The sequence below is a fragment of the Neorhizobium puerariae genome (assembly GCF_042429745.1).
GTDB lineage: Bacteria > Pseudomonadota > Alphaproteobacteria > Rhizobiales > Rhizobiaceae > Neorhizobium > Neorhizobium puerariae.
In genome coordinates this window covers 84,532-106,047 of the sequence record NZ_JBHMAA010000003.1, presented here as the reverse complement: position 1 = coordinate 106,047, position 21,516 = coordinate 84,532, and the positions used below count along the sequence as shown (strand labels likewise).

At 60.4% G+C, this 21,516-nt stretch carries 22 protein-coding genes; 10 read left to right on the top strand and 12 right to left on the bottom strand.

Annotation, left to right across the window (positions count from 1 at the left end):
- Positions 1-11: 11 nt before the first annotated feature.
- Together ACFFP0_RS01680 and ACFFP0_RS01675 are read right to left on the bottom strand one after the other, a co-directional pair.
- The gene (locus tag ACFFP0_RS01680) at positions 12-968 is read right to left on the bottom strand and encodes an N-acetylglucosamine kinase (protein ID WP_377255161.1); all 957 of its coding nucleotides are present in this window, start codon (positions 966-968) and stop codon (positions 12-14) included.
- A complete protein-coding gene (locus ACFFP0_RS01675) occupies positions 968-2,005 on the bottom strand; it encodes an SIS domain-containing protein (RefSeq protein WP_377255157.1) in 1,038 nt (345 codons plus the stop codon). The genes ACFFP0_RS01680 and ACFFP0_RS01675 overlap by 1 nt, the downstream gene beginning before the upstream one ends.
- A 116-nt stretch (positions 2,006-2,121) precedes the next feature.
- Here ACFFP0_RS01675 and ACFFP0_RS01670 point away from each other — a divergent pair, with 116 nt between their 5' ends.
- A complete protein-coding gene (locus ACFFP0_RS01670; protein ID WP_377255154.1) occupies positions 2,122-3,327 on the top strand; it encodes an ROK family transcriptional regulator in 1,206 nt (401 codons plus the stop codon).
- Positions 3,328-3,441: 114 nt separating this feature from the next.
- Here ACFFP0_RS01670 and ACFFP0_RS01665 read toward each other — a convergent pair whose 3' ends face one another.
- From ACFFP0_RS01665 to ACFFP0_RS01620, 10 genes are all read right to left on the bottom strand, one after another.
- Positions 3,442-4,215: an alpha/beta fold hydrolase gene (locus ACFFP0_RS01665; protein WP_377255435.1), complete on the bottom strand. Its 774-nt coding sequence runs from the start codon at positions 4,213-4,215 to the stop codon at positions 3,442-3,444.
- 145 nt (positions 4,216-4,360) lie between these two features.
- On the bottom strand, positions 4,361-5,266 hold the full coding sequence (locus tag ACFFP0_RS01660; RefSeq protein WP_377255151.1) for a metallophosphoesterase family protein: 906 nt from the start codon (positions 5,264-5,266) through the stop codon (positions 4,361-4,363).
- Positions 5,267-5,311: 45 nt separating this feature from the next.
- Positions 5,312-6,052 carry a glycerophosphodiester phosphodiesterase gene (locus tag ACFFP0_RS01655; RefSeq protein WP_377255149.1) on the bottom strand — a complete coding sequence of 247 codons (741 nt, stop codon included), beginning with the start codon at positions 6,050-6,052 and terminating at the stop codon, positions 5,312-5,314.
- Between the two features lie 15 nt (positions 6,053-6,067).
- The gene (gene phnL, locus ACFFP0_RS01650) at positions 6,068-6,787 is read right to left on the bottom strand and encodes a phosphonate C-P lyase system protein PhnL (protein ID WP_377255145.1); all 720 of its coding nucleotides are present in this window, start codon (positions 6,785-6,787) and stop codon (positions 6,068-6,070) included.
- 5 nt (positions 6,788-6,792) lie between these two features.
- A complete protein-coding gene (gene phnK, locus ACFFP0_RS01645) occupies positions 6,793-7,575 on the bottom strand; it encodes a phosphonate C-P lyase system protein PhnK (protein WP_377255143.1) in 783 nt (260 codons plus the stop codon).
- Complete coding sequence (locus tag ACFFP0_RS01640; protein ID WP_377255140.1) at positions 7,572-8,441, bottom strand: alpha-D-ribose 1-methylphosphonate 5-phosphate C-P-lyase PhnJ; 870 nt, start codon at positions 8,439-8,441, stop codon at positions 7,572-7,574. The genes phnK and ACFFP0_RS01640 overlap by 4 nt, the downstream gene beginning before the upstream one ends.
- A complete protein-coding gene (locus ACFFP0_RS01635) occupies positions 8,434-9,549 on the bottom strand; it encodes a carbon-phosphorus lyase complex subunit (RefSeq protein ID WP_377255137.1) in 1,116 nt (371 codons plus the stop codon). Before ACFFP0_RS01635 ends, ACFFP0_RS01640 begins: the two co-directional genes overlap by 8 nt.
- The gene (phnH, locus tag ACFFP0_RS01630; protein ID WP_377255134.1) at positions 9,549-10,142 is read right to left on the bottom strand and encodes a phosphonate C-P lyase system protein PhnH; all 594 of its coding nucleotides are present in this window, start codon (positions 10,140-10,142) and stop codon (positions 9,549-9,551) included. The genes ACFFP0_RS01635 and phnH overlap by 1 nt, the downstream gene beginning before the upstream one ends.
- The gene (gene phnG, locus ACFFP0_RS01625) at positions 10,139-10,609 is read right to left on the bottom strand and encodes a phosphonate C-P lyase system protein PhnG (protein WP_377255131.1); all 471 of its coding nucleotides are present in this window, start codon (positions 10,607-10,609) and stop codon (positions 10,139-10,141) included. The genes phnH and phnG overlap by 4 nt, the downstream gene beginning before the upstream one ends.
- A complete protein-coding gene (locus ACFFP0_RS01620) occupies positions 10,609-11,727 on the bottom strand; it encodes an alpha-D-ribose 1-methylphosphonate 5-triphosphate diphosphatase (RefSeq protein WP_377255128.1) in 1,119 nt (372 codons plus the stop codon). Before ACFFP0_RS01620 ends, phnG begins: the two co-directional genes overlap by 1 nt.
- A gap of 270 nt (positions 11,728-11,997) precedes the next feature.
- Here ACFFP0_RS01620 and phnF point away from each other — a divergent pair, with 270 nt between their 5' ends.
- The 9 genes from phnF (at position 11,998) to ACFFP0_RS01575 (ending at position 21,207) form a co-directional block, all read left to right on the top strand.
- Complete coding sequence (gene phnF / locus ACFFP0_RS01615; protein ID WP_377255125.1) at positions 11,998-12,750, top strand: phosphonate metabolism transcriptional regulator PhnF; 753 nt, start codon at positions 11,998-12,000, stop codon at positions 12,748-12,750.
- Positions 12,751-13,012: 262 nt separating this feature from the next.
- Entirely contained in the window at positions 13,013-14,188 is a 1,176-nt protein-coding gene (locus ACFFP0_RS01610) for an ABC transporter ATP-binding protein (RefSeq protein ID WP_377255122.1), read from the top strand.
- Positions 14,188-15,144 carry a carbohydrate ABC transporter permease gene (locus ACFFP0_RS01605; protein WP_377255119.1) on the top strand — a complete coding sequence of 319 codons (957 nt, stop codon included), beginning with the start codon at positions 14,188-14,190 and terminating at the stop codon, positions 15,142-15,144. The genes ACFFP0_RS01610 and ACFFP0_RS01605 overlap by 1 nt, the downstream gene beginning before the upstream one ends.
- Positions 15,141-16,010: a carbohydrate ABC transporter permease gene (locus tag ACFFP0_RS01600; protein ID WP_377255116.1), complete on the top strand. Its 870-nt coding sequence runs from the start codon at positions 15,141-15,143 to the stop codon at positions 16,008-16,010. Before ACFFP0_RS01605 ends, ACFFP0_RS01600 begins: the two co-directional genes overlap by 4 nt.
- On the top strand, positions 16,007-17,005 hold the full coding sequence (locus ACFFP0_RS01595) for a succinylglutamate desuccinylase/aspartoacylase family protein (RefSeq protein ID WP_377255113.1): 999 nt from the start codon (positions 16,007-16,009) through the stop codon (positions 17,003-17,005). Before ACFFP0_RS01600 ends, ACFFP0_RS01595 begins: the two co-directional genes overlap by 4 nt.
- A gap of 138 nt (positions 17,006-17,143) precedes the next feature.
- Positions 17,144-18,391 (top strand): extracellular solute-binding protein, encoded by a 1,248-nt coding sequence (locus tag ACFFP0_RS01590; RefSeq protein WP_377255109.1) that lies wholly within the window; start codon positions 17,144-17,146, stop codon positions 18,389-18,391.
- 44 nt (positions 18,392-18,435) lie between these two features.
- Positions 18,436-19,701 (top strand): extracellular solute-binding protein, encoded by a 1,266-nt coding sequence (locus tag ACFFP0_RS01585; protein WP_377255106.1) that lies wholly within the window; start codon positions 18,436-18,438, stop codon positions 19,699-19,701.
- Between the two features lie 77 nt (positions 19,702-19,778).
- On the top strand, positions 19,779-20,261 hold the full coding sequence (locus tag ACFFP0_RS01580) for an HIT family protein (protein ID WP_377255102.1): 483 nt from the start codon (positions 19,779-19,781) through the stop codon (positions 20,259-20,261).
- A 76-nt stretch (positions 20,262-20,337) separates the two neighbouring features.
- Positions 20,338-21,207, top strand: a complete 870-nt coding sequence (locus tag ACFFP0_RS01575) for an endonuclease/exonuclease/phosphatase family protein (RefSeq protein ID WP_377255099.1) — start codon at positions 20,338-20,340, stop codon at positions 21,205-21,207.
- Positions 21,208-21,516: the final 309 nt, after the last annotated feature.

The following is a 21,516-nucleotide window of genomic DNA, read 5'->3' as shown; positions in this document are numbered from 1 at the left end:
ATTCCCTCCATTTAGATGGAAATGCGATCTGCCACGGGCCGATCGGATCTCGTAGTTCCCGATTGCGATGTTATGTGGATGTGATTGGCGAGATTAAGCGCGCCTCTAACCGGTGGATCGAGCAGAAGCGCGGTTTCCGTCGAAGGATCGACCAGGCGGTGGACCTCTCGGGTGAACGCGTTGAAAAGCACGGGCTGACCGGTGATGACGCCGCCGGCGCAGACAATCGTTTCGACATCGCCGCCTCTGCGCTTCAGCAGGGCGATGAGTTCCGCCAGGGCGACAGCGTGTGCATCGATGACTTTTTGAGCACGTACGGAGCCTCGCTCTGCGGATTTGAACACGAGTTGCGCGGCCCTTGCCCAGACGTGCGGCTCGATGGTCGAGAACATGTGGGTCAAACCGTGCGGATGATCGATGCCGAAATGATGAAGCAGATCTTCGGTCAGCAGGTCCTGCTCATTCAGGTCATAGGCTTCCAGAACCTGCTTGGCGGCATCCCTGACGATGCCGACGGCACCGCCTTCGTCGCCGAAGATCCAGCCCCAGCCGCCAACGGTTACCGTCTGGTCGCCGACGGTTGCCGTCGCCGATGATCCCGTGCCGGCAATCACGCCGGTGCCAGACGACTTGCCGTAAGCAAGGATAAGCAGACTGGAATCGTTGAGGATGCGGACGACCGGATAACGAGAGGCGAGCGGTGCGCGCAATTGGGCTTCCTGCTCAGGGCTATCATTGCCGTGGACGCCGGCGACGACGACCACGGGCTTGCCGAGCGTCGCGGTCGTGGTTTCGACCACGGACAACAGGATGTCCGCACGCTTGGCGTCGCCGAGATTGGCCCAGCCGGTGCTTGGATGAACCTCATCGGCAAGAAGAGAACCATCAAGTGCGGAAGCAACCTGGATATGCATCTTGCTGCCGCCCGCATCGATGCCGACGAGAAGAGGGGTCTGAATTTCGCTCATCATGTATTCGTCAAGGTATCGGTTTTTGTGTCGATGCGTTGAAATGCCGGCTCGTTGATGTCGAGCCCGCGAATGTCGGCGGCGTGAAGTGTCAACCTCTGAGCGACGAAGGTTGATGCGATTGCAAAAGAGGACGGATCATCAAGGTTTACCGGCAGGACAAGCTTATGGGTGCAGCCGCCACAGTCGCCCGTATCCTCTGCAGTCACCAAGGCGAGGCGCCGCGTGCGCTCCGATAGCTGGGAAACCAGTTGTGCCTCGCGCCGTCCGCCAAAGAGGAGATGCGCTCCCGGACCGGCGGCATCCATCGGGCCATGCAGATATTGACGCGTCTCCATGGCCGTTGCGAACAGACGAGGGCCTTCGCGGAACATCAAGGCGCTCTCTTCCGCAACCGACCCCAGCGATGCCGGCGCAACGACATCGATGCTTGCGGCATGGAGAAGCATTTCCGCTATCCGGCGGATATCGTCGTCATGACGTTCCGCCGTTTCAAACGCCTCCGCGATCAGCTGTTTCCAGTAAGCAGTGCGATCACGACCCGTCAAATGGTCGATCAGAAGGGCAAGCGCCAGCATTGTGCCGGTAAAGCTCACGAAGGAAACCGAACTGTCGGGAAGGTTGCCGAGATTCAGTTCGCGCCTGCAAATCGTGCCAAGCGGTGAGGGCGTATAGTTGGTGAGGGCGACCGTGCCCGCATCGACGCCATTGCGCGCGAGGGCGACCACTTCTGCACTTCGGCCACTTTGGGAAATCAGGACTGTCAGGCCCTGAAAGCCCGACAGTCCTGCTGGAAGCTCACTTGGGAGGAAACGAAGAGCATCCAGTCCATGACGACGCATTTCGTAGACCGCGGTGGCGGCAGCCGCATGGCTCGCACCAATGCCGACCACGGCGATGCGCTGGTTCTTTTGAGGGGCCAAACATCGAAGCTGGTCTGCCAGTCGATCCACCATCGCGACCAGCTTGGCGGCCTGTGTCGCATAGGACGCCTGCGCCGAAATCCATTCGCGTTTGGAAAAAACTGCCTCGCCCAATCTTTTTTGCTCCTCCGTTATATAAATTAAAGTTATCGACTTTAATAAATGTGTCAAGCGCCTTTTGCGAAATCCCGGTCTCGGTTACACAAGGGTGTGATTTGATGGAGAAATTAATGAACGCTGCTGCAGACAACGCCTTGACGGACGTGGCGCAATTGGTGTTCGCTCACCTTCTTGAGCCGGGCGAGGCGACACGCAAGATGCTCGCCGAAAGCGCTAATCTCAGCTTTCCGACCGTCACGGTCGCGCTCTCGGAACTGACCGGAAAAGGTATGGTCTGCGAGTTGCGCCGCGAGCAGGGGGCGCGCGGCCGTGCCACGATCGTCTACGGGATCAGCGAGGATGCAGGCTGGATACTTGGCGTGGATATCGGCTCCACACAAGTCAGTTTCTCCGCCCGCTTGCTGAATGGGCGCGTACTGGCATATGGCAGTCGCCAGCATGAGGGGGGCGCTGGCAGGCTTGGAGATATGGCGGGTGAACTCGTTGCCCAGTCTCCGATTCTGAAGGCGATGAAGACGCCGCCGCTTGTCGTCGCTCTGGCGCTCAATCAGGTCGTGCCGCGTCAACTGGCTCGTGCGGATCGGCCGCGTCCGCTGGCGTTGGAGATCGCCGAAATGTTCGTAGCTGCATCGAAACTGCCGCGATCCATACCGTTTCTCCTCGAAAATAACGTCAACTGTGCTGCTGTCGCTGAGCATCAGGACGGCCTGATGCGCGGTTATAGTGATGCTGCCTATATGCAGATCGGTGTCGGTATCGGTCTCGGTTTTTTTGCTGATGGCGCATTGATCCGGGGCGGGCAGGGCGGCAGCGGAGAACTCGCCCAGATCCCCGTTTCCTGGAGCAATGCCGTTGCATCCGGGGTCGATGCCATTGAACGGAAATACGGTTCGGTTGGCTTGATGCAGGCGGCATCGAACAGTTTCTTTGGTTCGAAAAAGCCGTCCTCGCCCGAGGAGCTTTTTTCGATGGCCGCCGACGGAAATGAACAGGCGGCGGCGCTGATGACCGAATACGGCGTGGCGCTCGGTCGCATTGCCGCTGCGGCAACGACCATTCTTGACCCGAGCGTCATCGTCCTCGGTGGAGGCCTCACTCGCAACGAGGCGTTCGCGCAGATCATTATCGAAGAATTTCAAAGCCGTAACCGTGATACGAGGATCGGCATCTCAAAGAAGGGCTCGGAAGCGACAGTGCTGGGCGCGTGCCTGCTCGCCCGCGATCTGGCAATCAGCCAGATTGTCGAGCGCTTCTATAAGCCGTTGTCTGCGCGACCGACCCTGATGCCGAGACAAGCAGAGACATCAACAATTTGAGATGATGAGCATCTAAGCTCAGAATGGCGGTGCAATCCCGTTCAAGACCTTGAATGCGGAATCTTCAAACGCTCTTCGCGTGGTCCCGAGGCATCCGATCTTGCTGCGACGGTGTTACGAAGCAAGAAAATCTCTGATTGCATGGAGAACAATGTCTCTGGCGGCGAAGTGGGCGGAATGCCCGACATCTGGGACGACCAGGTATCGGGCGCCTGGCAGGATCGTCGAAAGTTCATCGGCATTGCTCGGCGGGACGAGCCAGTCGAGTTCACCCGATATTGCGAACAGCTTGGCTCTAAGGCCGCCTAGCCTGGGCCGGACATCGTAGCTGCTTCCCATCCACAGGCGCTTGTGCGCTTCGATGTTGATCGTGCTCGTCGAATCCAGAGCGGAGGCCAATGCCTCATCGGGCGATATTCCCGGCCTGTAGAGTCCCCGCATGGCAAATTTGACGATCCGCCATTGAAGCTCGCTTTCGAAGCCATGGCGCAACTGTCTCTCGATCATCGCGCGAGAGGCCGCAGGCGCGTCCGTCGCGTGCCTGCGATCGAATTCGGCGAGCGCCAATTCCTCGAATTCGTGGCTGAGCGGAGATCCGATCGTAATGAGGTGGGAGACTGCATCGGGATAATGCAGGGCATGTAGCATCGCTATCATCCCCCCATATGAAAATCCGACAATGACCGCTGGCCGTCCGCCGCCCGTTTTCAGGCGGACCTCCTCAAGATCGGCCACCATTCTCTCCGGGCTGATTTCTCCACCCATGGGAGACTTGCCGCAGCCCCGCTGGTCATAGGCCACAACCCGGAAGCGATCGGAGAGCCGCCTGAATATTTCAAATTCACCGATATGGTTCTCGGTGCCGCGCCCGCCATGAAGGCAAATCATCAGCGGCGAGTTCTCATCGCCTTCCGCCGACGCGAACAGGTCGATGTCGTGAGCCCGGATAAGCATTTCGGTTTCCTCTACTACGAAGAACTGGGTTGCAAGCGAGCGCTGGCATTCGCTCGGATAGTTTAGGAGAAGGCGATGCCTAATCGCTATTGGTCTCTAGTCCGGTAAACCCCGCGAAGGGGCGCTCACCGGCAAATCTCGAGTAGGTCGCGAGGTTGCCGCCCTTCATCCAGCCGCTGATGTCGGTATTGAGAAGCTCTGTCGGCTCAACCGTTTTGGCTGACCATCGTGCGCCTGCAATCTGCATCTCGACCAGCCCGACCCGCCGGCGCCCGTTGAACAGGTTGGGACGCCAATCAAAAGTCATGTCTGTCGAGAAGGAAAGGGAGGGTACCCAGAGATTGGGAACCCCTTCGATAACCTTGAGCCGGCTTTCATGGAGATGTCCCGATATCTGCAGATCGATCTGCCCCGCCTCAAGATACGGGATAAGAAGCCGTCTTGCCTCCTGAAACCAGAAATGCTGGCCGACCGGCGTCTCGTCCCAGGCTTCATGGCAGAAGGGCTTGTGGTAGAGTGTCGCAACGCGTTGCCTGCCAGCGCTATCGATTGACACTTGCAGGAACTGCCGTTGTTCGTTTTCTTCTGAAAGGCCTGAGCCGCAGAGCAGGCTGTTGAGGCCGATGAAGCGCCATTGGCCGATATCGTGGTGCCAATAGTCGGCGCCGACGATATCGCGGTAGATTTTTAGCCTCTCGGCATTGATCGTCGCTTCGCCGCGGACATCGGGAAGGTTGTTGCCGACATCGTGATTGCCAGGCACGTTCAGCCAGGGGCAGCGCAGCCGGTCGAGCTGAGCCTTTGCAAAGGCGAGGTCCTCCGGATGATGGGAGCCATCCAGCGCGATGTCCCCGACCACAAGCACCAGTTCCGGAGGCGTCTCGTTCAGGCGTTCAACGGTCATTTCCCAGTTGAACTGAAAGAACGGACGCGCCCGTGACAGGTGCATGTCCGAGATGAGGACGATGTCGATTGCGTCTTTCATGATGTCGATGTCCTTCGTGCCGTGGATTTCGCGAGATCTGCAGGATCAGCTGAAATTCCGGTACTCGGCGGCTGCGAGTTCGGGCGTGTCGGTGATCACCGCGTCGATTCGAAGTTCGGCAATCTGCCGCAAGGCTTCGCTGTCGCTCGCCGTCTTGAAGCTCGAAAGCGGCGCGGCTACCGCGATCGTACCGAACCCGGCGTCGCGAATGCTGGCGATCTTCTGGGCGGTATAGTCGTGCGGCAGGACGCGGATGAAACTCGCGCCGATTTTCCTGGCGCTGTCGAGGCAAACACCGCCTTCCGGGAAGAAGGTTCCGATCGTGGCGTCGGAGGACCGCTGGCGAATGAAACTTGCGATCTCGGGCGTATAGGCGGAGAAAAGCGAGCGGGAAAGCGCATCGCGCCTGATCACCTGCGGAATGAATGCGTCAAGGTCGGCCGCGGTGGCATGTTTCACGTCGACGATAACCGGAAACCCGTGGGTGATGTCGAGAAAGTCCGGGAAACGCAGCAGCGCCGGCAGGTGCGCTCGCGCCTCCTCGAATCTCAGCTGCCCGATGCTCGCGGCAACGCCTGCCACGCGCAGAAGATTATCGTCGTGCAGGCACACGACGTGCCCGTCTGCGGTAACGTGGACATCGGTCTCCACCGCATCCGCGCCACCGGCAATCGCACGGCGAAAGGATTCCCGCGTGTTCTCAAGAGCTATTGTCGGCGTCCCGCGGTGACCGATGACGAGTGGGCGCCCGAGCGATGCCAGGCGATTTCGATTCCAAAGCGACATGTGATGACCTCGTCTTCAGGCAACGGCCTGTTCGGGTTGGATCTGACGCACCGCAGCCGAGGTGACATCCACCAGGCGGTCGGCGACCGCGTCGCGAACATCGGGGTCGTGAAAGATGCCGAGCATGGCGATACCGGCTTTCTTCTTCTCGCCGATGAGATCGATCACCACCTGGCGGTTTTTCGCATCGAGAGATGCGCTCGGCTCATCGAGGAGAAGGACAGGATGTTCGGTGATGAAACCGCGTGCGATGTTGATGCGCTGCTGTTCGCCACCGGAGAAAGTGGCAGGTGGAAGCGCCCATAGGGCTTCGGGCACATTCAGCCTTTCGAGCAGCGGTTTGGCTCGGGCAATCGCGACCTGAGCATCGACACCTTCCGAGACCAGAGGCTCTGCGACCAGCTCTATTGCCGAAATACGGGGAACGACACGCAGAAACTGGCTGACATAGCCGATCGTTTTCTGACGAACCTGCTTCATCAGGCGCGGATCGGCGCTGGCAATGTCGATCCGGCCGCCGCAATGTTCGATGAAAATCTGTCCTGTTTCCACGGCGTAGGTGCCGTAGATCATCTTCAGAACGGAGCTTTTGCCGGCGCCGGACGGGCCGTTGAGCACGACGCATTCGCCGCGTTCCACCGAGAACGACAGATCGGAGATGACGGGGATTCGGATGCCGCCGCGCAGATGCATGACGAACTGTTTGCCGATACCGGCGACATTGAGGGCGTTCATGGAATCTAGACCTGCAATACGGAGGAAACGAGAAGTTGGGTATAGGCCTGACGTGGGTCCTCCAGGACCCGGTCGGTCAGGCCGGTTTCGATGGCCCGGCCCCCCTGCATCACCATCAGCCGGTCCGACAGCAGGCGGGCGACCCCGAGATCGTGGGTTACGATGACGGCGGCGAGGTTGAATTCACGAACAAGGCGGCGAAGAAGATCCAGCAGCCTGGCCTGGACCGAGACATCCAGACCGCCTGTCGGCTCGTCCATCAGGACAAGCTGTGGATGGGTGACAAGCCCCCTGGCGATCTGTAGTCGCTGCTGCATGCCGCCCGAAAAAGTCAGCGGCAGGTCGTCGATGCGCGCGGGATCGATCTCGACGTTCTTGAGCCATTCCAGCGCGATGTCCCTCAGCGAGCCGTAGTGCCGGTGGCCGCCGGTCATCAGCGGCTCGGCGATATTGCCGCCAGCGCTGACGTCCAGCCGCAATCCGTCGCGGGGATTCTGGTGGATCAGGGACAGTATGGAGGGCAACAATTGTTCGCGTTCGGCTTCGTCCATTGCCCAGAGGTCGCGTTCGTTCTGGCCGGGAACGGCAACGGATATCTTGCCCCTTTCCGGAGCTGTCATGCCCGCAAGGCATTTCAGCAGGGTCGATTTGCCCGATCCGCTTTCACCGACGATTCCGAGGACCTCACCGCGATGAAGCGTAAAGGAAACGTCCCGGCAGGCGGCTCTGCCGCCGAAGAATTTGCCGACGTCTTCGACCTTGAGGATTTCTTCGACATCGGCGGTCATCGCGGCACCCCTTCGGATTGACGGTCATTGCAATAGGACGTGTCCGAGCAGACGAACTGCGTATTGCCGCTATCATCGAGGAGGGCTTCGTCGAGATAGCTGTCGGTTGCGCCGCACAGGGCGCAGCATTCGGTCCATTTCTGGATTTCGAACGGATAATCCTCGAAATCGAGACTCCGAACCTCGGTAAACGGCGGGATGGCGTAGATCCGGCGTTCCCGCCCCGCACCGAAAATCGTCAGCGCGTGGCTGCGATCGAGCTTCGGATTGTCGAATTTCGGGATCGGCGAGGGCGATGCGAGATATCGGCTGTGAACGCGGACCGGATAGTCGTGCGACATCACGATATTGCCGTAACGTGCAATATCCTCGTAAAGCCTGACCTGCATCAATCCGTAGCGGGCAAAAGCATGGAGCTTGCGGGTCTGTGCCTCCGACGTAACAAGACGTCTCAGCGGCTCCGGTTGAGGAACTTGCATGACGAGGATCTGGTCGTCTGCGAGCGGACGTTCCGGTATCCGGTGGCGGCTTTGAATGATGGTCGCTTCGCCGGTATGCTCTGTTGTCGCGACACTCGCCACATGCGCAAAGAAGCGCCGGATGGAAACGGCGTTCGTGGTGTCGTCGGCACCCTGGTCGATCACCTTCAGACGATCGGGCAGGCCAATGATGCTGGCCGTAACCTGAATTCCGCCGGTGCCCCAGCCCGGCGGCAAGGGCACTTCACGATCTCCGAAGGGAACCTGGTAACCTGGAATGGAAACGGCTTTCAGGATGGCGCGGCGGATCATCCGTTTGGTCTGCTCGTCCAGGAAGCCAAAGCTGTAGCTGTCCGCTTCCTGGCCAACGTCGATATCGTCAATCATGGTCGTGTTCTTTCGATGCGGCACGCCTCGCGCGCTTGTTGTAATCCTCGCGAAGCTGTTTCAGCAGTTGCTGCTCGGCCTGGAAATCGACGTAATGCGGTAGCTTGAGATGTTGGACCAGGCCGGAGGCGGCGACACTGTCGGAGTGGGACAGGACGAATTCCTCGTCCTGCGAGGGGTAGCGTTTTTCTTCACCGAACTCGGCCCCGCGCAGCGCTCTGTCGACGACGGCCACGGACAGCGCCTTCCGCTCGCAATGGCCGAACAGCAGACCGTATCCACGCGTGTAATGCGGAGGAATATCGGGTTTGCCGACCGTCAGATGGATGGTGCGGCACTCCGTAACGCCGATGGTGCCGATGCCCACTTCGAGCCCTATCTCGGGAATATCGAGGGTCACCGACACATCGCCGTGCCGCATCTCGGCGACATAGGGATGGTTGCGGCCATAGCCGCGCATGGTCGAATAACAAAGACCCATGAGGAAGCCTTCGTCGCCGCGAACCAGGTTTTGAAGCCGCTGGTCGCGGCTCGACGGAAAGTTCATCGGCTCCCGGGTCAGGTCGGCGACCGGCCGGTCGTCTGCCGGCAGTTCGTCTTCCACGAGATCGGTACGGTTCAGGAAACCCGCGTCGTGTCGTAACGTCAGCGAACCGCCTTGCTCGACGGCCTGGACGGGAAGGCCATCCTCGTCCTCTTCGTCCTGCATCAGCGAGAAATCGAGAAGCCGGTGCGTATAGTCGTAGGTCGGGCCGAGGAACTGGCCGCCCGGAATGTCCTTGTGGGTTGTCGAGATGCGCCGCCGCACGAGCATTGCCGCGGTGTCGAGCGGCTTCGTGAAGCCGAAGCGGGGGATCGTGCTCCGATAGGCACGCAGCAGATAGATCGCCTCGATCAGATCGCCTTCCGACTGCTTGATGGCGAGTGCCGCAAGCGTCGGGTCATAGAGCGATCCTTCGTTCATGACGCGATCGACGGCCAGCGAAAGCTGTTCGCGAATCTGTTCGACGGAAAGCCGTGCGACATTGGGATCTCCCCGCCGGCGCTTGGCGACGATACGATGGGAGGCGTCGATCGCCTTTTCACCGCCCTTGATGGAGGTAACCATTAGAAGCTCGCTTTCGTCGTGCGCGGCAGGCCCATGACTGCGGTACCGTCAGTGAAGATCATGTCGATTCCGCATGGATAGCGGCTGGCGTTCCTGTTCCACCAATGCCAGAACCCCTCGGGAAGCCCGGTGGGTGAGACGGTCGTCGTGTGCTCTATGCCCGGACCGGCGAGGGTAACCTCTGCGCCGCCCGTAAGTGATGGCAACTGGACGATCAATGTCGCCGAACGGTCGGGATATGTTGCATCGCCGACTGAAAATGCGCCGAAATCAGAGAGATCCCGGGTATCGGCCATCACGCCGAAGGCGGCGTCCGACTGTTCGGCAACGATGGTGGCTCCCGTGTGGAACCGCAGGTAACGCAGCACGTCCTTGGTCGCGAGTGCGTCGTCCAGCCAGACAGTTGTCGTGTCGTCGAACAATGTCAGGGCGATGGAGCACAGAGCCGATGTGAACGGCGAAGGCGTTGCGCGGGGCAGGGGAAGCTGCACAACCGTGCCCGGCCTTGACGTCGCGGACAGCAACGCCCTGAAAGTCTGTTGGGCGTCGTGGATCGGATTTTCGAACGGCGCGGAAATGATATCGATGCTCATAGCTCGACGTCTCCACGGGCCAGCATGGTGAAATCGACCTTGCTGCTTTGCGTCTCGGCGACGATCGCCTTCCGGCGGCGGGTTCGCGATCGATCGAGCGCCGCGATGAATGTCCGGGTGGCCTGATCGCCGGACTCGCCTTCATTCTGGAGCATGGCGTCGAAAAGTGCGGCCAGGGCCGCGTGCCGCTTGTCGCGTCCCATCACATAGGCGACGCCGATTTCGCCGGTTCCTAGCTGCAACGTGCACCTTGTGACGGTAACATCGCCGAGATTGAACTGCATGCCGGTGCCGCTGGCACGGCCGCGGATCATGGCGGAACCGTGCTCGGGCCGGCGAATCCATACGAACGTCGGATGGACGACTTCCGCCCAATGGGCCTCAAGCTCCTGGACAGGCGCTTCGGCGAGAAGCGTCATCCATGCCGCGCGGTCGTGTTCCGCCTTGGTTTCAGTGGTCGGGGTCATCACAGGATCTGACCTCCTTCGACCCAGACGTTGCGGACGATCGGAGCGCCATCCACTTCGGTTACACGCAGCAAATCCGCACGCCGGCCGACGGCAAGCTCGCCTCGGTCGCGAAGACCGAAGAGTTCCGCCGGACGTTTGCTGCCCATCGCAACCGCTGCCGGAAGATCGGAGCCGTTCGGCTCGCCGGCGAGACACCAGATGGCATAGAGAATGCTCGAAGGAATGTAGTCCGAGCAGATGACGTCGATGAGCCCCTCTTCAGCGAGGAGCCTGCCGGAAACGTTGCCGATATGCGAGCGCCCGGCAACGATATTGGGACCGCCGATAATGGTCGTCATGTCGGCTGCGCGTGCGGCTTTTGCGGATTCGAGCGTGATCGGAAATTCCGAGATCGTCATGCCGAAGGCCTTGCCCTCGGCGATATGCGCCGCCGTCGTGTCGTCGTGGCTGGAAAACTCGATGCCGCGCTGCCTGCAAAGCGCGACGATCTTTTTTCGATTGTCCGCCGCATGGTCCGGCGCATGCGGAGCAGCCGCGACCTGGGCCTCGATGACATCGTCGGCGACACCCTTGCGTCTTTCCAACTTGCGGAAGCGGTCGGCGTCGCGCAGCGGACCGTCGTCCATGATCGTGACGTAACGCAATGTCGGCTCGTCGAGATACGTCGTAAGCAGGTCGATCAGGTCGGCCTCGCGGGTGTCGCAACGGAGATGCAGAAAGTGATCGATCCTGAGGAGGCCGGCCTTGCGTCCATCTTCGAGGCCTTCGATCATCAGCGGCAGAAGTTTGCGGCGATCGGGATTGCCGACGGCGCCGACGATGAGAGAGTCGAAGACGGTCGTCGTGCCGCCGGCTGCCAGGACCGCGTCATGGGTGCGAACCGCATTGACTTTGTTCCAGAACACGCCGGCCCGCGGCATGATCTGTTTTTCGAGATGGTCGGTGTGCACGTCGATAAGTCCCGGCAAAAGGTAATCGCCGGCAAAGTCCACTGCACCTGAGGTATTCACATTCGCTCTGGTGATCTCGGCGATCTTGCCGTCCGTCACCTTCATCGTGCCGTTGATGACCTCGGTGCCCGTGACGATCCGGGCGTTTGTGATAATGGTTTCCACGTTTCCACACTGCGTCGGCGTCGTGAGACGCCCGCTCCTCGATTTTCAGATCTTGCTGGTGGCTGTCTTGCGTCAGTCGAGGCAGGGCTAAGGAGCTGAGATGATCGTTGGGCGACAGTTCCATGACGATCTGATAACGAAATAGGGACGTCTACCTAATTCGTTCCTTTCGCTCCAGGCAATCCAACGCAGTTCTTGCTTGACAGGTCGCCGGTTGCCGGCGCTCAGATGGCCTGAATTGCAACGGATCGAACGTCTGTGAGGCGCTTGATGGCTAATCTCCCATCGAACGAAGTCACACTGCATGATCGGCGTGGCGCGTCCACGCTGTGGCGCGTCGTTGCGGAGGCGATCGAGCAGGACATCAAGGCTTCTCGATACAAACCCGGCGAGAGACTTCCCACCGAATTCGAGCTGGCAGAGAAGTTCAGTGTGCACCGCAACACGATACGACGCGCGATGACCGTTCTTCGCGAGCGAGATCTGCTGCGCATCGAGCAGGGGCGCGGCACCTTCGTCAAAGAGCGAATGGTCCGCCACCATCTCGGTCCGAAAACCCGCCTGACGGCGGCATTGCGGGATATCGAACGGGTTGGCGAGCGGAGGTTTGTCGGCAGCCAGCGGATCAGGGTCACCAACGACCTCGCACGGGACCTGCGCATCCCGCGCAATCGCTTTGTTCGGCGTGTCGATACGCTGACGGTCGTGGACAACATCGTTGCCGCCGCGGCTTCGAGCTATTTTCCGCTGCCGCGTTTCGAGACGATCGAAACGTTGATCGAGCAAACCGGAAGCTTCAGCGAGTCCTGGCGGCGTCTTGGTGTCGCGGATTATCATCGCTGGGAATCTCGCATTTCCGCCATTGCCCTGTCTCGGGAAGATGCCGAAACCCTTTGCATGTCCCGGGGGCAGCCAGCCATTTTCATCACCAACATCAATGTCGATCTGGACGACGTGCCGATCGTCGTCTCGCATACCCGCATCGCGCCTCAACACATGCAGCTCGTCGTCCGCTTCGATTGAGAAGCCACAGGCTCAACCGATCCGGACAATCCGCCCCGAGGCCAAGCCGCAATCTGACCGGGAACTGCTCGCCCTCGGCGGGCCGGGACCTCTCTCATTCCGTGCAGGCCGGGTATGAATAAGCAATTCGTACAACATCTGTCGCCGTCCGGTCATCCAACTGACGTCGATCTGTCGCGCTGAAGCTGTTTTCCTGACGCTTACGAGTCTGGTCCCGGTCGCCCGCGTTCGGGCAGGCCGAGTCATAAATAGAGTTACGAAGATGAGTGGAATCAAGATCGACGGTATCGGGAAGTCTTTTGGCTCGACGTTGGTGCTGCGCGATGTGTCGCTGGATATCGCGGATGGCGAGTTTCTGACGTTGTTGGGGCCGTCGGGCTGCGGGAAGTCGACGCTTTTGCGGATCTTGGCTGGTCTCGACGTGCAGACGTCGGGCTCGTTGTCGATCGGCGATCGGGTGGTCGACGGGGTGCGGCCTAAGAAGCGCGACGTGGCGATGGTGTTCCAGTCATATGCGCTTTATCCGCATATGACGGTGGCCGAGAACATGGCGCTTCCCTTGCGGATGCGCCGGCTGTCGTCGCTGCAGCGGCTGCCGGTGGCGGGCCGGTTCTGGCCGGGCACGAAGACGGTGGTAACGGGGATCGAGGAGGATGTTCGGCGGACCGCCGCGGCCCTGAGCATCGGCCACCTTCTCGATCGCAAGCCGGGACAGCTGTCGGGTGGCCAGCGCCAGCGCGTGGCGGTCGGACGCGCCATGGTGCGCCAGCCGGCCGTCTTCCTGATGGACGAGCCCTTGTCGAACCTCGATGCCAAGCTGCGCGTGCAGATGCGCGCCGAGATCAAGGAACTGCACAGAAGGCTCGGCGTCACCTTCGTTTATGTGACGCACGACCAGTCGGAGGCGATGACCATGTCGGACCGGGTGGCGGTCATGCTCGACGGCAACCTGCTGCAGGTCGCCCCGCCGCAGGAGATCTATGCCGATCCCGAGGAACGCCGCGTCGCCGAGTTCATCGGCTCGCCGAAGATCAACATGCTGGAAGCCAGGGTCATGGAAACCGGCTCGGCCGATGCCGCCGGCACGATCTTTTCGATTGCCGCCGACGTCGCGGCGGGCGGCAGCCTTGCGCTCGGCATTCGCCCGGAGGCCTTCTTCCTCACCGACAGTCATGGTCCAAACGTGCTGACCGGCTCGGTGCGGCTCGTGGAACACATGGGCTCGGACCTCTTCGTTCATCTCAACGTGCCCGGGCATGACCAGCCGGTGATTGCCCGCCTCCTGGCCGAACGCGCGCCCCATGTCAACGAGGGCCAGACGCTGCATCTCGGGGTCAAACCGGAGCGGGTGCTGCTGTTTGCAGCCGACGGCAAACGCATCCGCCCGCACGAGGGCCACGCGAACGGCAATGTGCTGCCGATCAGGGAGCGCGTTTGATGACCCTTGTATCCTCCGTTTCGGCGCAGCAAGCTGTTTCTGTGGCTTCAGGCGCTGTTGCCCGCAAGGCACTGCGTCGCCATCGTCTGGCCGAGACCTTCACGGCATGGTCGCTGGCCGGTCCCGCGCTCCTGTTGTTGACCGTGCTGTTCTTCCTGCCGGTCTTCGCCGTCTTCGCCATCGCGCTGACCGACTGGCAGTTCGGCGCAAGCTCGCTCACCTTTGTCGGCCTGGCCAACTTTGAGGAAGTGATGGGCGACGAAGGGTTTCGCGCATCCTTCGTCAACACGCTCCTCTATGTGGTGATCGTCGTGCCCGGCACGATCGTGCTCGGTCTTGCGATCGCGCTTTTGATCGAAAGCGGCAAATCGGCCCGCGCCTTCTACCGCGCCATCCACTTCCTGCCGTTCATGGCGACGCTGACGGCGATGGCGATCGCCTGGGAGGCGTTGCTGCATCCGACCATCGGCCTCGTCAACCAGACGCTCGCCGGCCTCGGTCTGCCGACCGCCAACTGGCTGCGCGACGAAGGTACCGTCCTGCCGGTGCTGGCTGCGATCGGCATCTGGCAGAACCTCGGTTATGCCATGGTGCTGTTTCTCGCCGGGCTCAAATCGATCCCGCAGGATCTCTATGACGCCGCCGACATCGACGGCGCCGACCTGTGGTTCGACCGGCTCGGAACTGTCACCCTGCCGATGCTCGGCCCGGTCACCATGTTCGTCTTCATCGTCGTGGCGCTGAAGGCCTTCGAGACCTTCGATACGGTGCAGGTTCTCACCCAGGGCGGGCCGGGCCATTCCTCCGAGATGCTGCTCTTCACGCTCTATCGCGAGAGCTTCCAGTATCTGCGCACCGGTTACGGCGCCTCTGTCGCCGTCGTCTTCCTCGTCATCGTCGTGGCGCTGACGCTGATCCAAGCGCGCGTCATGGACAAAAGGGTTCACTACCAATGAGCACGCACGGCACTCATCGCAGCACCCGTCACGGCACCCGGGGACTGGCCGTCCCATCCGCCATCCTGCGCCATGCCGCGCTGATGATCACCGGTGCGCTGATCCTCATTCCTTTCGTCTGGATGGTGTCGCTGTCGATCAAGCCGCCCGGCGAGATTTTTCGCGCTTCCTTCTCTTTCTGGCCGCAGCAATTCTTTGGGTTCGAGAACTACACGAAGGCGCTGACCGACGCCCCGCTGCCGCAATACATGCTGAACGGCGTCTTCGTCTGCGCCTCGATTGTTTGCCTTCAGGTGCTGGTCTGCGCGCCGGCAGCCTATGCGCTCGCCAAGCTCGACTTTCCCGGCAGGAACCTGCTCTTCGCGCTGGTGCTGATCGCGCTCATCCTGCCGCATGAGGTCCTGTCGCTGCCCCTCTTCATCCTCGGTTACCAGGTCGGCATCCTCAACACCTATGCGGCGCTGATCTTCCCCTATGTCGTCTCGCCCTTCGGCATCTTCCTGTTCCGGCAGTTCTTCAAGACCATTCCCGACGACGTCGTGCATGCCGCCCGCCTCGACGGCCTGTCGGAACTCGCCATCGTCTGGCGGATCATGGTTCCGATGGCGCTGCCCGCCATCGTCGCCTTCGGCATCTTCTCCGTCGTCTCCCACTGGAACAGCCTGTTCTGGCCGCTGATCGCCGTGCGCGACCAGGCCCTCATGCCGCCGCCGCTCGGCATCATGGCCTTCAAGAACGAAGAGGCCGGCAACGACTACGGACCCCTCATGGCCGCATCCACCATCGTCGTTGCCCCCCTCATCATCGCATTCCTCTCCGCACAGAAATGGTTCGTCGAAGGGCTGACTGGAGGGGCTGTCAAGTGAAAGGCTTCAGGCTCGATATCGATCTGGACGGCGAAGGGCGCCACGATGGTTACCTGCGTGTAAAGTCCTCAAGCGAACATTCTCCTTTCGGCATTTCCATGGTCCCGATTACGTCGATCCGGCGCGGTGCCGGGCCATGTGTCATCGTGATCGGCGGTTGCCACGGCGATGAGTACGAGGGGCAACTGATCGTGAGATCGTTGCTGGCCCGGATCACACCGGAGGCCGTCGACGGTCAGATCATCGTTCTGCCTGCCGCCAATCCCGCGGCGGTCAGAGCCGGCCGTCGTTATGCGCCGGCCGACAACGGCAATCTCAACACGGCATTCCCTGGCAAGGTCGACGGGACGGCGACGCAACGTATCGCGCATTTCATGGAAACCGTTCTGCTGCCGCGCGCCGATCTCGTCATCGATATTCACTCGGGCGGCAAACCTATCGACTATTTCCCGTCCGCCATGCTCTCAGGTGCAGTCGAAGGCACGCGTCGTGACGAACTTGTTACCCTGGCGAAGTCGTTTGGTCTGCCGGTGGCGTTTTTCGTCGACGAAGAAGACCAGACACCGTCCAGCATTCTCGGCGCGTGCGACAAGGCTGGCGTTCTCAACATCTCAGCCGAGATTGGCGGGGGTGGTTCCGTGGAACGGCGCGATCTCGACCGTGGTCTTGCGGGCGTCCTGCGGGTGCTGGCGCATGTAGGCTTGCTTGCACCGCCGCATCCGGCCGATGTCGAGAAGGTCTCGTTCATGCGGCGACTGCCGGTTAGCGCGACGGTTCTTGCGCCGCAAGACGGCCTTTTCGAACCCAAGGTCGAACTGGGCGATACAGTCGAGGCGGGCGAACTGGCCGGTTATCTGCACGATGTGGGAGCGCCATGGAAACCGCCGGCCGAGGTTCGCTTCACGGACTCCGGTTTTGTTCTTTGCCGGCGATTGGCCGTGATGGTCGAAGCGGGCGACGGGCTCTTCAAACTGGCCGTTCCCATGGAGGTCTGAGCTCCCCGTCGTCCTCGCAGGCCGACTTTCCTTTGCCAATTCCCGGTGCGCCGCACATGCGGCGGCCGGTGTCATCATGCCTTCTCCAAACCAACCCATGGAGCGATCCCGATGCATTTCACCCGCAGAAACCTTTTGATGACCGGCGCTGCCTCGTCCGTCGCGCTCGCCATGCCGGCGGTCCTGAGAGCCGCCGAGAAAACCACGATCACCCTGACGCAGGGTGTTCCCACCTATCAGGCTTTGCTCGCCGAACTCAGTGCGGAATTCGAGGCGGCAAATCCCGCCATGGCGGTGAAGTTCGTCGCTGATGGTGAGAATTGGGACCCGCTCCTGAACAACACGATCCGGGCCGCGATGGTGAATGCGCTTCCGGATGGCACCTGGCAGTCCCTGACCTATGCGGGGATACTGGCAAACCGGAAGATTGCCCAGCCGCTCAATCCGCTTTTCGGCGGCGACCTGAAAAATCTCGAGGCCCTTGGCCTGTCCAAGCCGATGGTGGAGGCGACCAGTGTAGCAGGTCAGGTCTATTGCATCGCCTATGGCACGACCGTTCCGGTCGTCTATTGCAATATGGATCTTTTGCGCAAGGCCGGCTATTCCAAGCCGCAGCCTCCGGCGACCTGGGAGGAGATCTTCGAGATCGGCGCCAAGGTTGCGGCGCTCGGCGGCGGCATCAATGGCGGCTATCTCGAATATACGTCCACCAATGCCTGGATGTTCCAGAACTTGCTCAGTTCGTTCGGCGGGAAGATGATGAACGATGCGGGTACCGCGATCGCATTCGATGGCCCGGCCGGACAAAAGGCGCTGGAGACGCTCTACAAGTTCGGCGATATCCTCAAAACCGACATGACCCAGGAGCAGTCGCGCCAGGCCTTCAAGGCCGGCTCTACCGCAATGCACGTTCAGTCCGCCAGCGGTACGACCTCGACGGCCAAGGCGGTAGCAGGGCATTTCGAGCTTGCCGTCGCCCAATTCCCGATTGAGAGCGCCAATGGTCGTCTGGCCGGCGCCGGACACGGCTTCTTTATGTTCACCAGGGACGCTGCGAAGCAGAAGGTTCTGTGGGAGTTCATGAAGTTCGCGACGAGCCAGAAGGGCCAGATGATCCTGGCAAAGAACTCAGGATACATGCCGATCAATATCCTCGCCCTGAAGGACCCGGCCTTCCTGGAGGCCTATTTCAGGATCAACCCCTATCACCGCGGCATCGTTGAAAGATTGGCGATCACGGGCGACCAGTTCTCTTTCCCGAGCGACAACACCGTCAAGATCGTTCAGATGATGGCGGACCAGATGCATGATGTGATCACGCATCGCGCAAAGGCCGATGAGGCGCTGGCCCGCATGGCTTCGCAGGCCCGGAAACTGCTGGGTTGAGCCTCGTGCAGACCGATATCCTTCAATTAACCGGGACAACGATCATGAGACGTCTTTTGTCGATCCTCGGCGCATTCGGTCTGTGTGCCTGCGCGGCTAATGCGCAGGCCGAGCAGATCACGCTCCACTTGACCCATGCCTTTCCGAGCCGTGACAGCCTCTTCCTGAAGCCGATCGCCGAAAAATTCACGCAGCAAAATCCCGATATCAGGATTGAACTGGAAGGAAATGCGACCGATTGCCCGGCGCTTCTGCAACAGTTGCTTCGAGACGGCGTGACGGGTTCGCTTCCAGATATGGTATCGGGCATCTGCTACACCGACATGCCGACGCTGGCGGAGCGTGGCATGCTTACGCCTTTGGACAAGCTTATCGCGGATGATGACGAATGGAAAAACGTCGGTGTCGAACCGGGCGTGCTCGGCACGACAACCGTTGAGGGACATGTCGTGGCGATCCCGCAATCGGTGTCGGCAAGCATTGCCTACTACAATATGAGCCTGATCCGGGAAGTCCGGCCGGACCTGAGAAATCTTGAGCTTTCCTGGAGCGATATCCTGTCGATTGCGGATGATCTCAAAAAATCCACTCCCGACGTCATGCCGCTCTTCTTCGAATATTACGCGGACAGCTACAACTGGTCGTTCAACTCGCTGATGCTCAGCCATGGCGGAAGCGTTTTCACCGAGGATGGGAAGATCGGCTTCAATTCGAAGGCAGGGCGCGATGCACTGGACTTGATGCAGCGTTTCGGACAGGCGGGAATGGTCGACATGACGGCCGAGCAAGCGCGACAGGCTTTCGCCTCCGGCAAGATTGGCATCTATTTCGCTTCGAACTCGCGCTTGAAGACGCTGACCGCCAATGCAGGGCCTTCGCTCGATATCCAGACCGGGCCTTTTCCGCAATCTGCGGTGGGCGGGAAGCTGGCTTCCGGAGGCGGCGGCATGGCGATCACCACCAAAGATCCGGGGAAGATCGCAGCGGCCTGGAAATTCCTGAAATTCGCCTCAGGTCCGGAAGCGCAGACGATGATCGTCAAGGCGACGGGATTCACCCCGGTCAATACGCTCGCCGTCAAAGATGCCGCCTATCTCGGGGACTACTACAAGGCCAACCCGAATGCATTGCCGGCCATCGCGCAACTGCCGAGGATCAGGATTCAGAACCTCTATCCCGGCGATAACGGCCCGCGCATCACGACGGTCATCCGCGATCATCTGCAAAACGTCATCACCCTGAAGCAGACCCCCGCCGAGGTTCTGCCGGAAATGGTGGCCAACGTCGAAAAGCTTCTGCCCAGGCACTGACCGTTGCGCCTCTGCCTTCTCGGCTCGGCTGGCCGAGCCGAGAAGGGCTTCCCCTTCGGAACAAGAAAGTATCCCGAATGTCCGCAGAAATTCATTCCCGCGAAGCGTCCATGGCGCATGTTGATGGTGCCGATGACAGGCACTTCGTGGCCGAACTCGAAACCGGCTACCTCTGGCTCAGCCGCAACCGGCAATATTTCAGGGGCTACTGTTTTTTTGCCGCCAGGCAGCAGGCCCGCGAGCTTCACGAAATGCCGGCGGAGCTTCGCAGCAGGCATTTGATGGAAATGTCCCTTGTGACGGAAGCGGTGCAGCTTGCCTTCAATCCGAAGAAGATGAATGTCGCTTTCTTCGGCAATCTCTGGGCACATGTCCATTGGAACATCATACCGCGTTACGGCACCGACCCGCTTCCCGAAGATTCGATCTGGACGCTCGATCGCAAGCTGATCGAATCGCATTTCCTCACCGACGAAGAACTCGAGATCGTGCGGACGAAACTGCGACGGACGTTGTCGCAGCTCTGCGAGCGCGACCGGGTCACTGTCACCCTCGCTTGATCCCCTCAACGGAACGTTCATTCATCGCCATACGCTCCCGATCGAGCGAAATTGGCGAAACATTCAGGACATGACTATGCTGCTCGCGACCTACAACATCCGTTACGGCATCGGCCGGGACGATCGCTACGATCTCGCCCGCGCGTTGGACGAAGTTTCCCAGGCGGATATCATCGCGCTTCAGGAAGTCGATGTGGGTTGGTCACGAACCGATTTCGACGATCAGGTCGCGATGGTCAAACAGCGGTTTCCGGGCTATGTCGTTGCCTGGGGGCCGAACATCGACACCATGTCCTCGGGTGGAGTGACGGAACGTCGCCAGCACGGCAATGCGATCGTTTCGCGCTATCCTATCTTGTCGATCAGGAATTTCCTCCTGCCCAAATATGGATCTCTCGACTATCTCGATCAGCAGAAGGGTGTGCTGGAGGCGCTGGTCACGACGCCGCTCGGGCCGATCCGAGTCTATTCGACCCATTTCTGCAGTACGTCACCAGGCCAGTCGCAGATACAATCGGAATGGCTGTTGAGGCACCACCATGAGGCGCCCGGGCGTGGCCCGGTTCTGGCAGGCGCCCATGCCGATCCCAGCTGGACCTCCGAAGACGCCCTTCCTCCGATGCCGGTGAGTGCCATCGTGATGGGTGATCTCAACTACCCCGAGACGACACGCGCTTACGAGATACTCGTCGGTGATTACTCCACCCGATATGGAAACCTTACCCGCAGGGACGGCTTCCTGGATGCATGGGTTCATTGCAATCCGGATGTGGCGCGCGATGATCGCCCAACCGTCGGAGCCACAGTCCTGGCGGATTACAAGAAGCGTATCGACTATTGTCTCGTCACGCCCTGTCTGCGTTCCTCGTTGAAGAAGGCATGGGTTTCGCACGAGGCCATCGGATCGGACCATCAGCCGGTCTTCGTGGAGTTCGCGCCGGCCTGACCCAATATACACGAACGAATTCAACTATTTCGTCGATGCCATGTCGAAAGGGCTGAAAATCGAATCCGATTTCCGCAGTGGGCGCAATGCCGTGCTGTTGGCCGACGCGGCACGCCGGTCAATGAAGCATGGCGAGTTCGTCAAGGTGGATTTGGGAAGCTGACGATCCTGGATACGGCCACACTTCACGAGCTTCCTTCGAGAAATGCTAGGCCTGCCGCCAAACGTGACATTGTCGTGCATCTAAAGGCCATCATGGGCTCTCGGAGCGGTGGGCCTGCCAGATCATTGCGGCCGACCGCAAGACGC

Bases quoted from the DNA above. Each gene is read 5' to 3' on its own strand.
- ACFFP0_RS01660 (WP_377255151.1), bottom strand. From the start codon at position 5,266: ATGAAAGACGCAATCGACATCGTCCTCATCTCGGACATGCACCTGTCA.
- ACFFP0_RS01600 (WP_377255116.1), top strand. From the start codon at position 15,141: ATGAGCACGCACGGCACTCATCGCAGCACCCGTCACGGCACCCGGGGA.
- ACFFP0_RS01605 (WP_377255119.1), top strand. From the start codon at position 14,188: ATGACCCTTGTATCCTCCGTTTCGGCGCAGCAAGCTGTTTCTGTGGCT.
- ACFFP0_RS01680 (WP_377255161.1), bottom strand. From the start codon at position 968: ATGAGCGAAATTCAGACCCCTCTTCTCGTCGGCATCGATGCGGGCGGC.
- phnK (WP_377255143.1), bottom strand. From the start codon at position 7,575: ATGACCGCCGATGTCGAAGAAATCCTCAAGGTCGAAGACGTCGGCAAA.
- phnH (WP_377255134.1), bottom strand. From the start codon at position 10,142: ATGAGCATCGATATCATTTCCGCGCCGTTCGAAAATCCGATCCACGAC.
- ACFFP0_RS01640 (WP_377255140.1), bottom strand. From the start codon at position 8,441: ATGATTGACGATATCGACGTTGGCCAGGAAGCGGACAGCTACAGCTTT.
- phnL (WP_377255145.1), bottom strand. From the start codon at position 6,787: ATGAACGCCCTCAATGTCGCCGGTATCGGCAAACAGTTCGTCATGCAT.
- phnG (WP_377255131.1), bottom strand. From the start codon at position 10,609: ATGACCCCGACCACTGAAACCAAGGCGGAACACGACCGCGCGGCATGG.
- ACFFP0_RS01610 (WP_377255122.1), top strand. From the start codon at position 13,013: ATGAGTGGAATCAAGATCGACGGTATCGGGAAGTCTTTTGGCTCGACG.
- ACFFP0_RS01575 (WP_377255099.1), top strand. From the start codon at position 20,338: ATGCTGCTCGCGACCTACAACATCCGTTACGGCATCGGCCGGGACGAT.
- ACFFP0_RS01580 (WP_377255102.1), top strand. From the start codon at position 19,779: ATGTCCGCAGAAATTCATTCCCGCGAAGCGTCCATGGCGCATGTTGAT.
- ACFFP0_RS01655 (WP_377255149.1), bottom strand. From the start codon at position 6,052: ATGTCGCTTTGGAATCGAAATCGCCTGGCATCGCTCGGGCGCCCACTC.
- ACFFP0_RS01665 (WP_377255435.1), bottom strand. From the start codon at position 4,215: ATGATTTGCCTTCATGGCGGGCGCGGCACCGAGAACCATATCGGTGAA.
- ACFFP0_RS01590 (WP_377255109.1), top strand. From the start codon at position 17,144: ATGACCGGCGCTGCCTCGTCCGTCGCGCTCGCCATGCCGGCGGTCCTG.
- ACFFP0_RS01670 (WP_377255154.1), top strand. From the start codon at position 2,122: ATGAACGCTGCTGCAGACAACGCCTTGACGGACGTGGCGCAATTGGTG.
- ACFFP0_RS01635 (WP_377255137.1), bottom strand. From the start codon at position 9,549: ATGGTTACCTCCATCAAGGGCGGTGAAAAGGCGATCGACGCCTCCCAT.
- ACFFP0_RS01585 (WP_377255106.1), top strand. From the start codon at position 18,436: ATGAGACGTCTTTTGTCGATCCTCGGCGCATTCGGTCTGTGTGCCTGC.
- phnF (WP_377255125.1), top strand. From the start codon at position 11,998: ATGGCTAATCTCCCATCGAACGAAGTCACACTGCATGATCGGCGTGGC.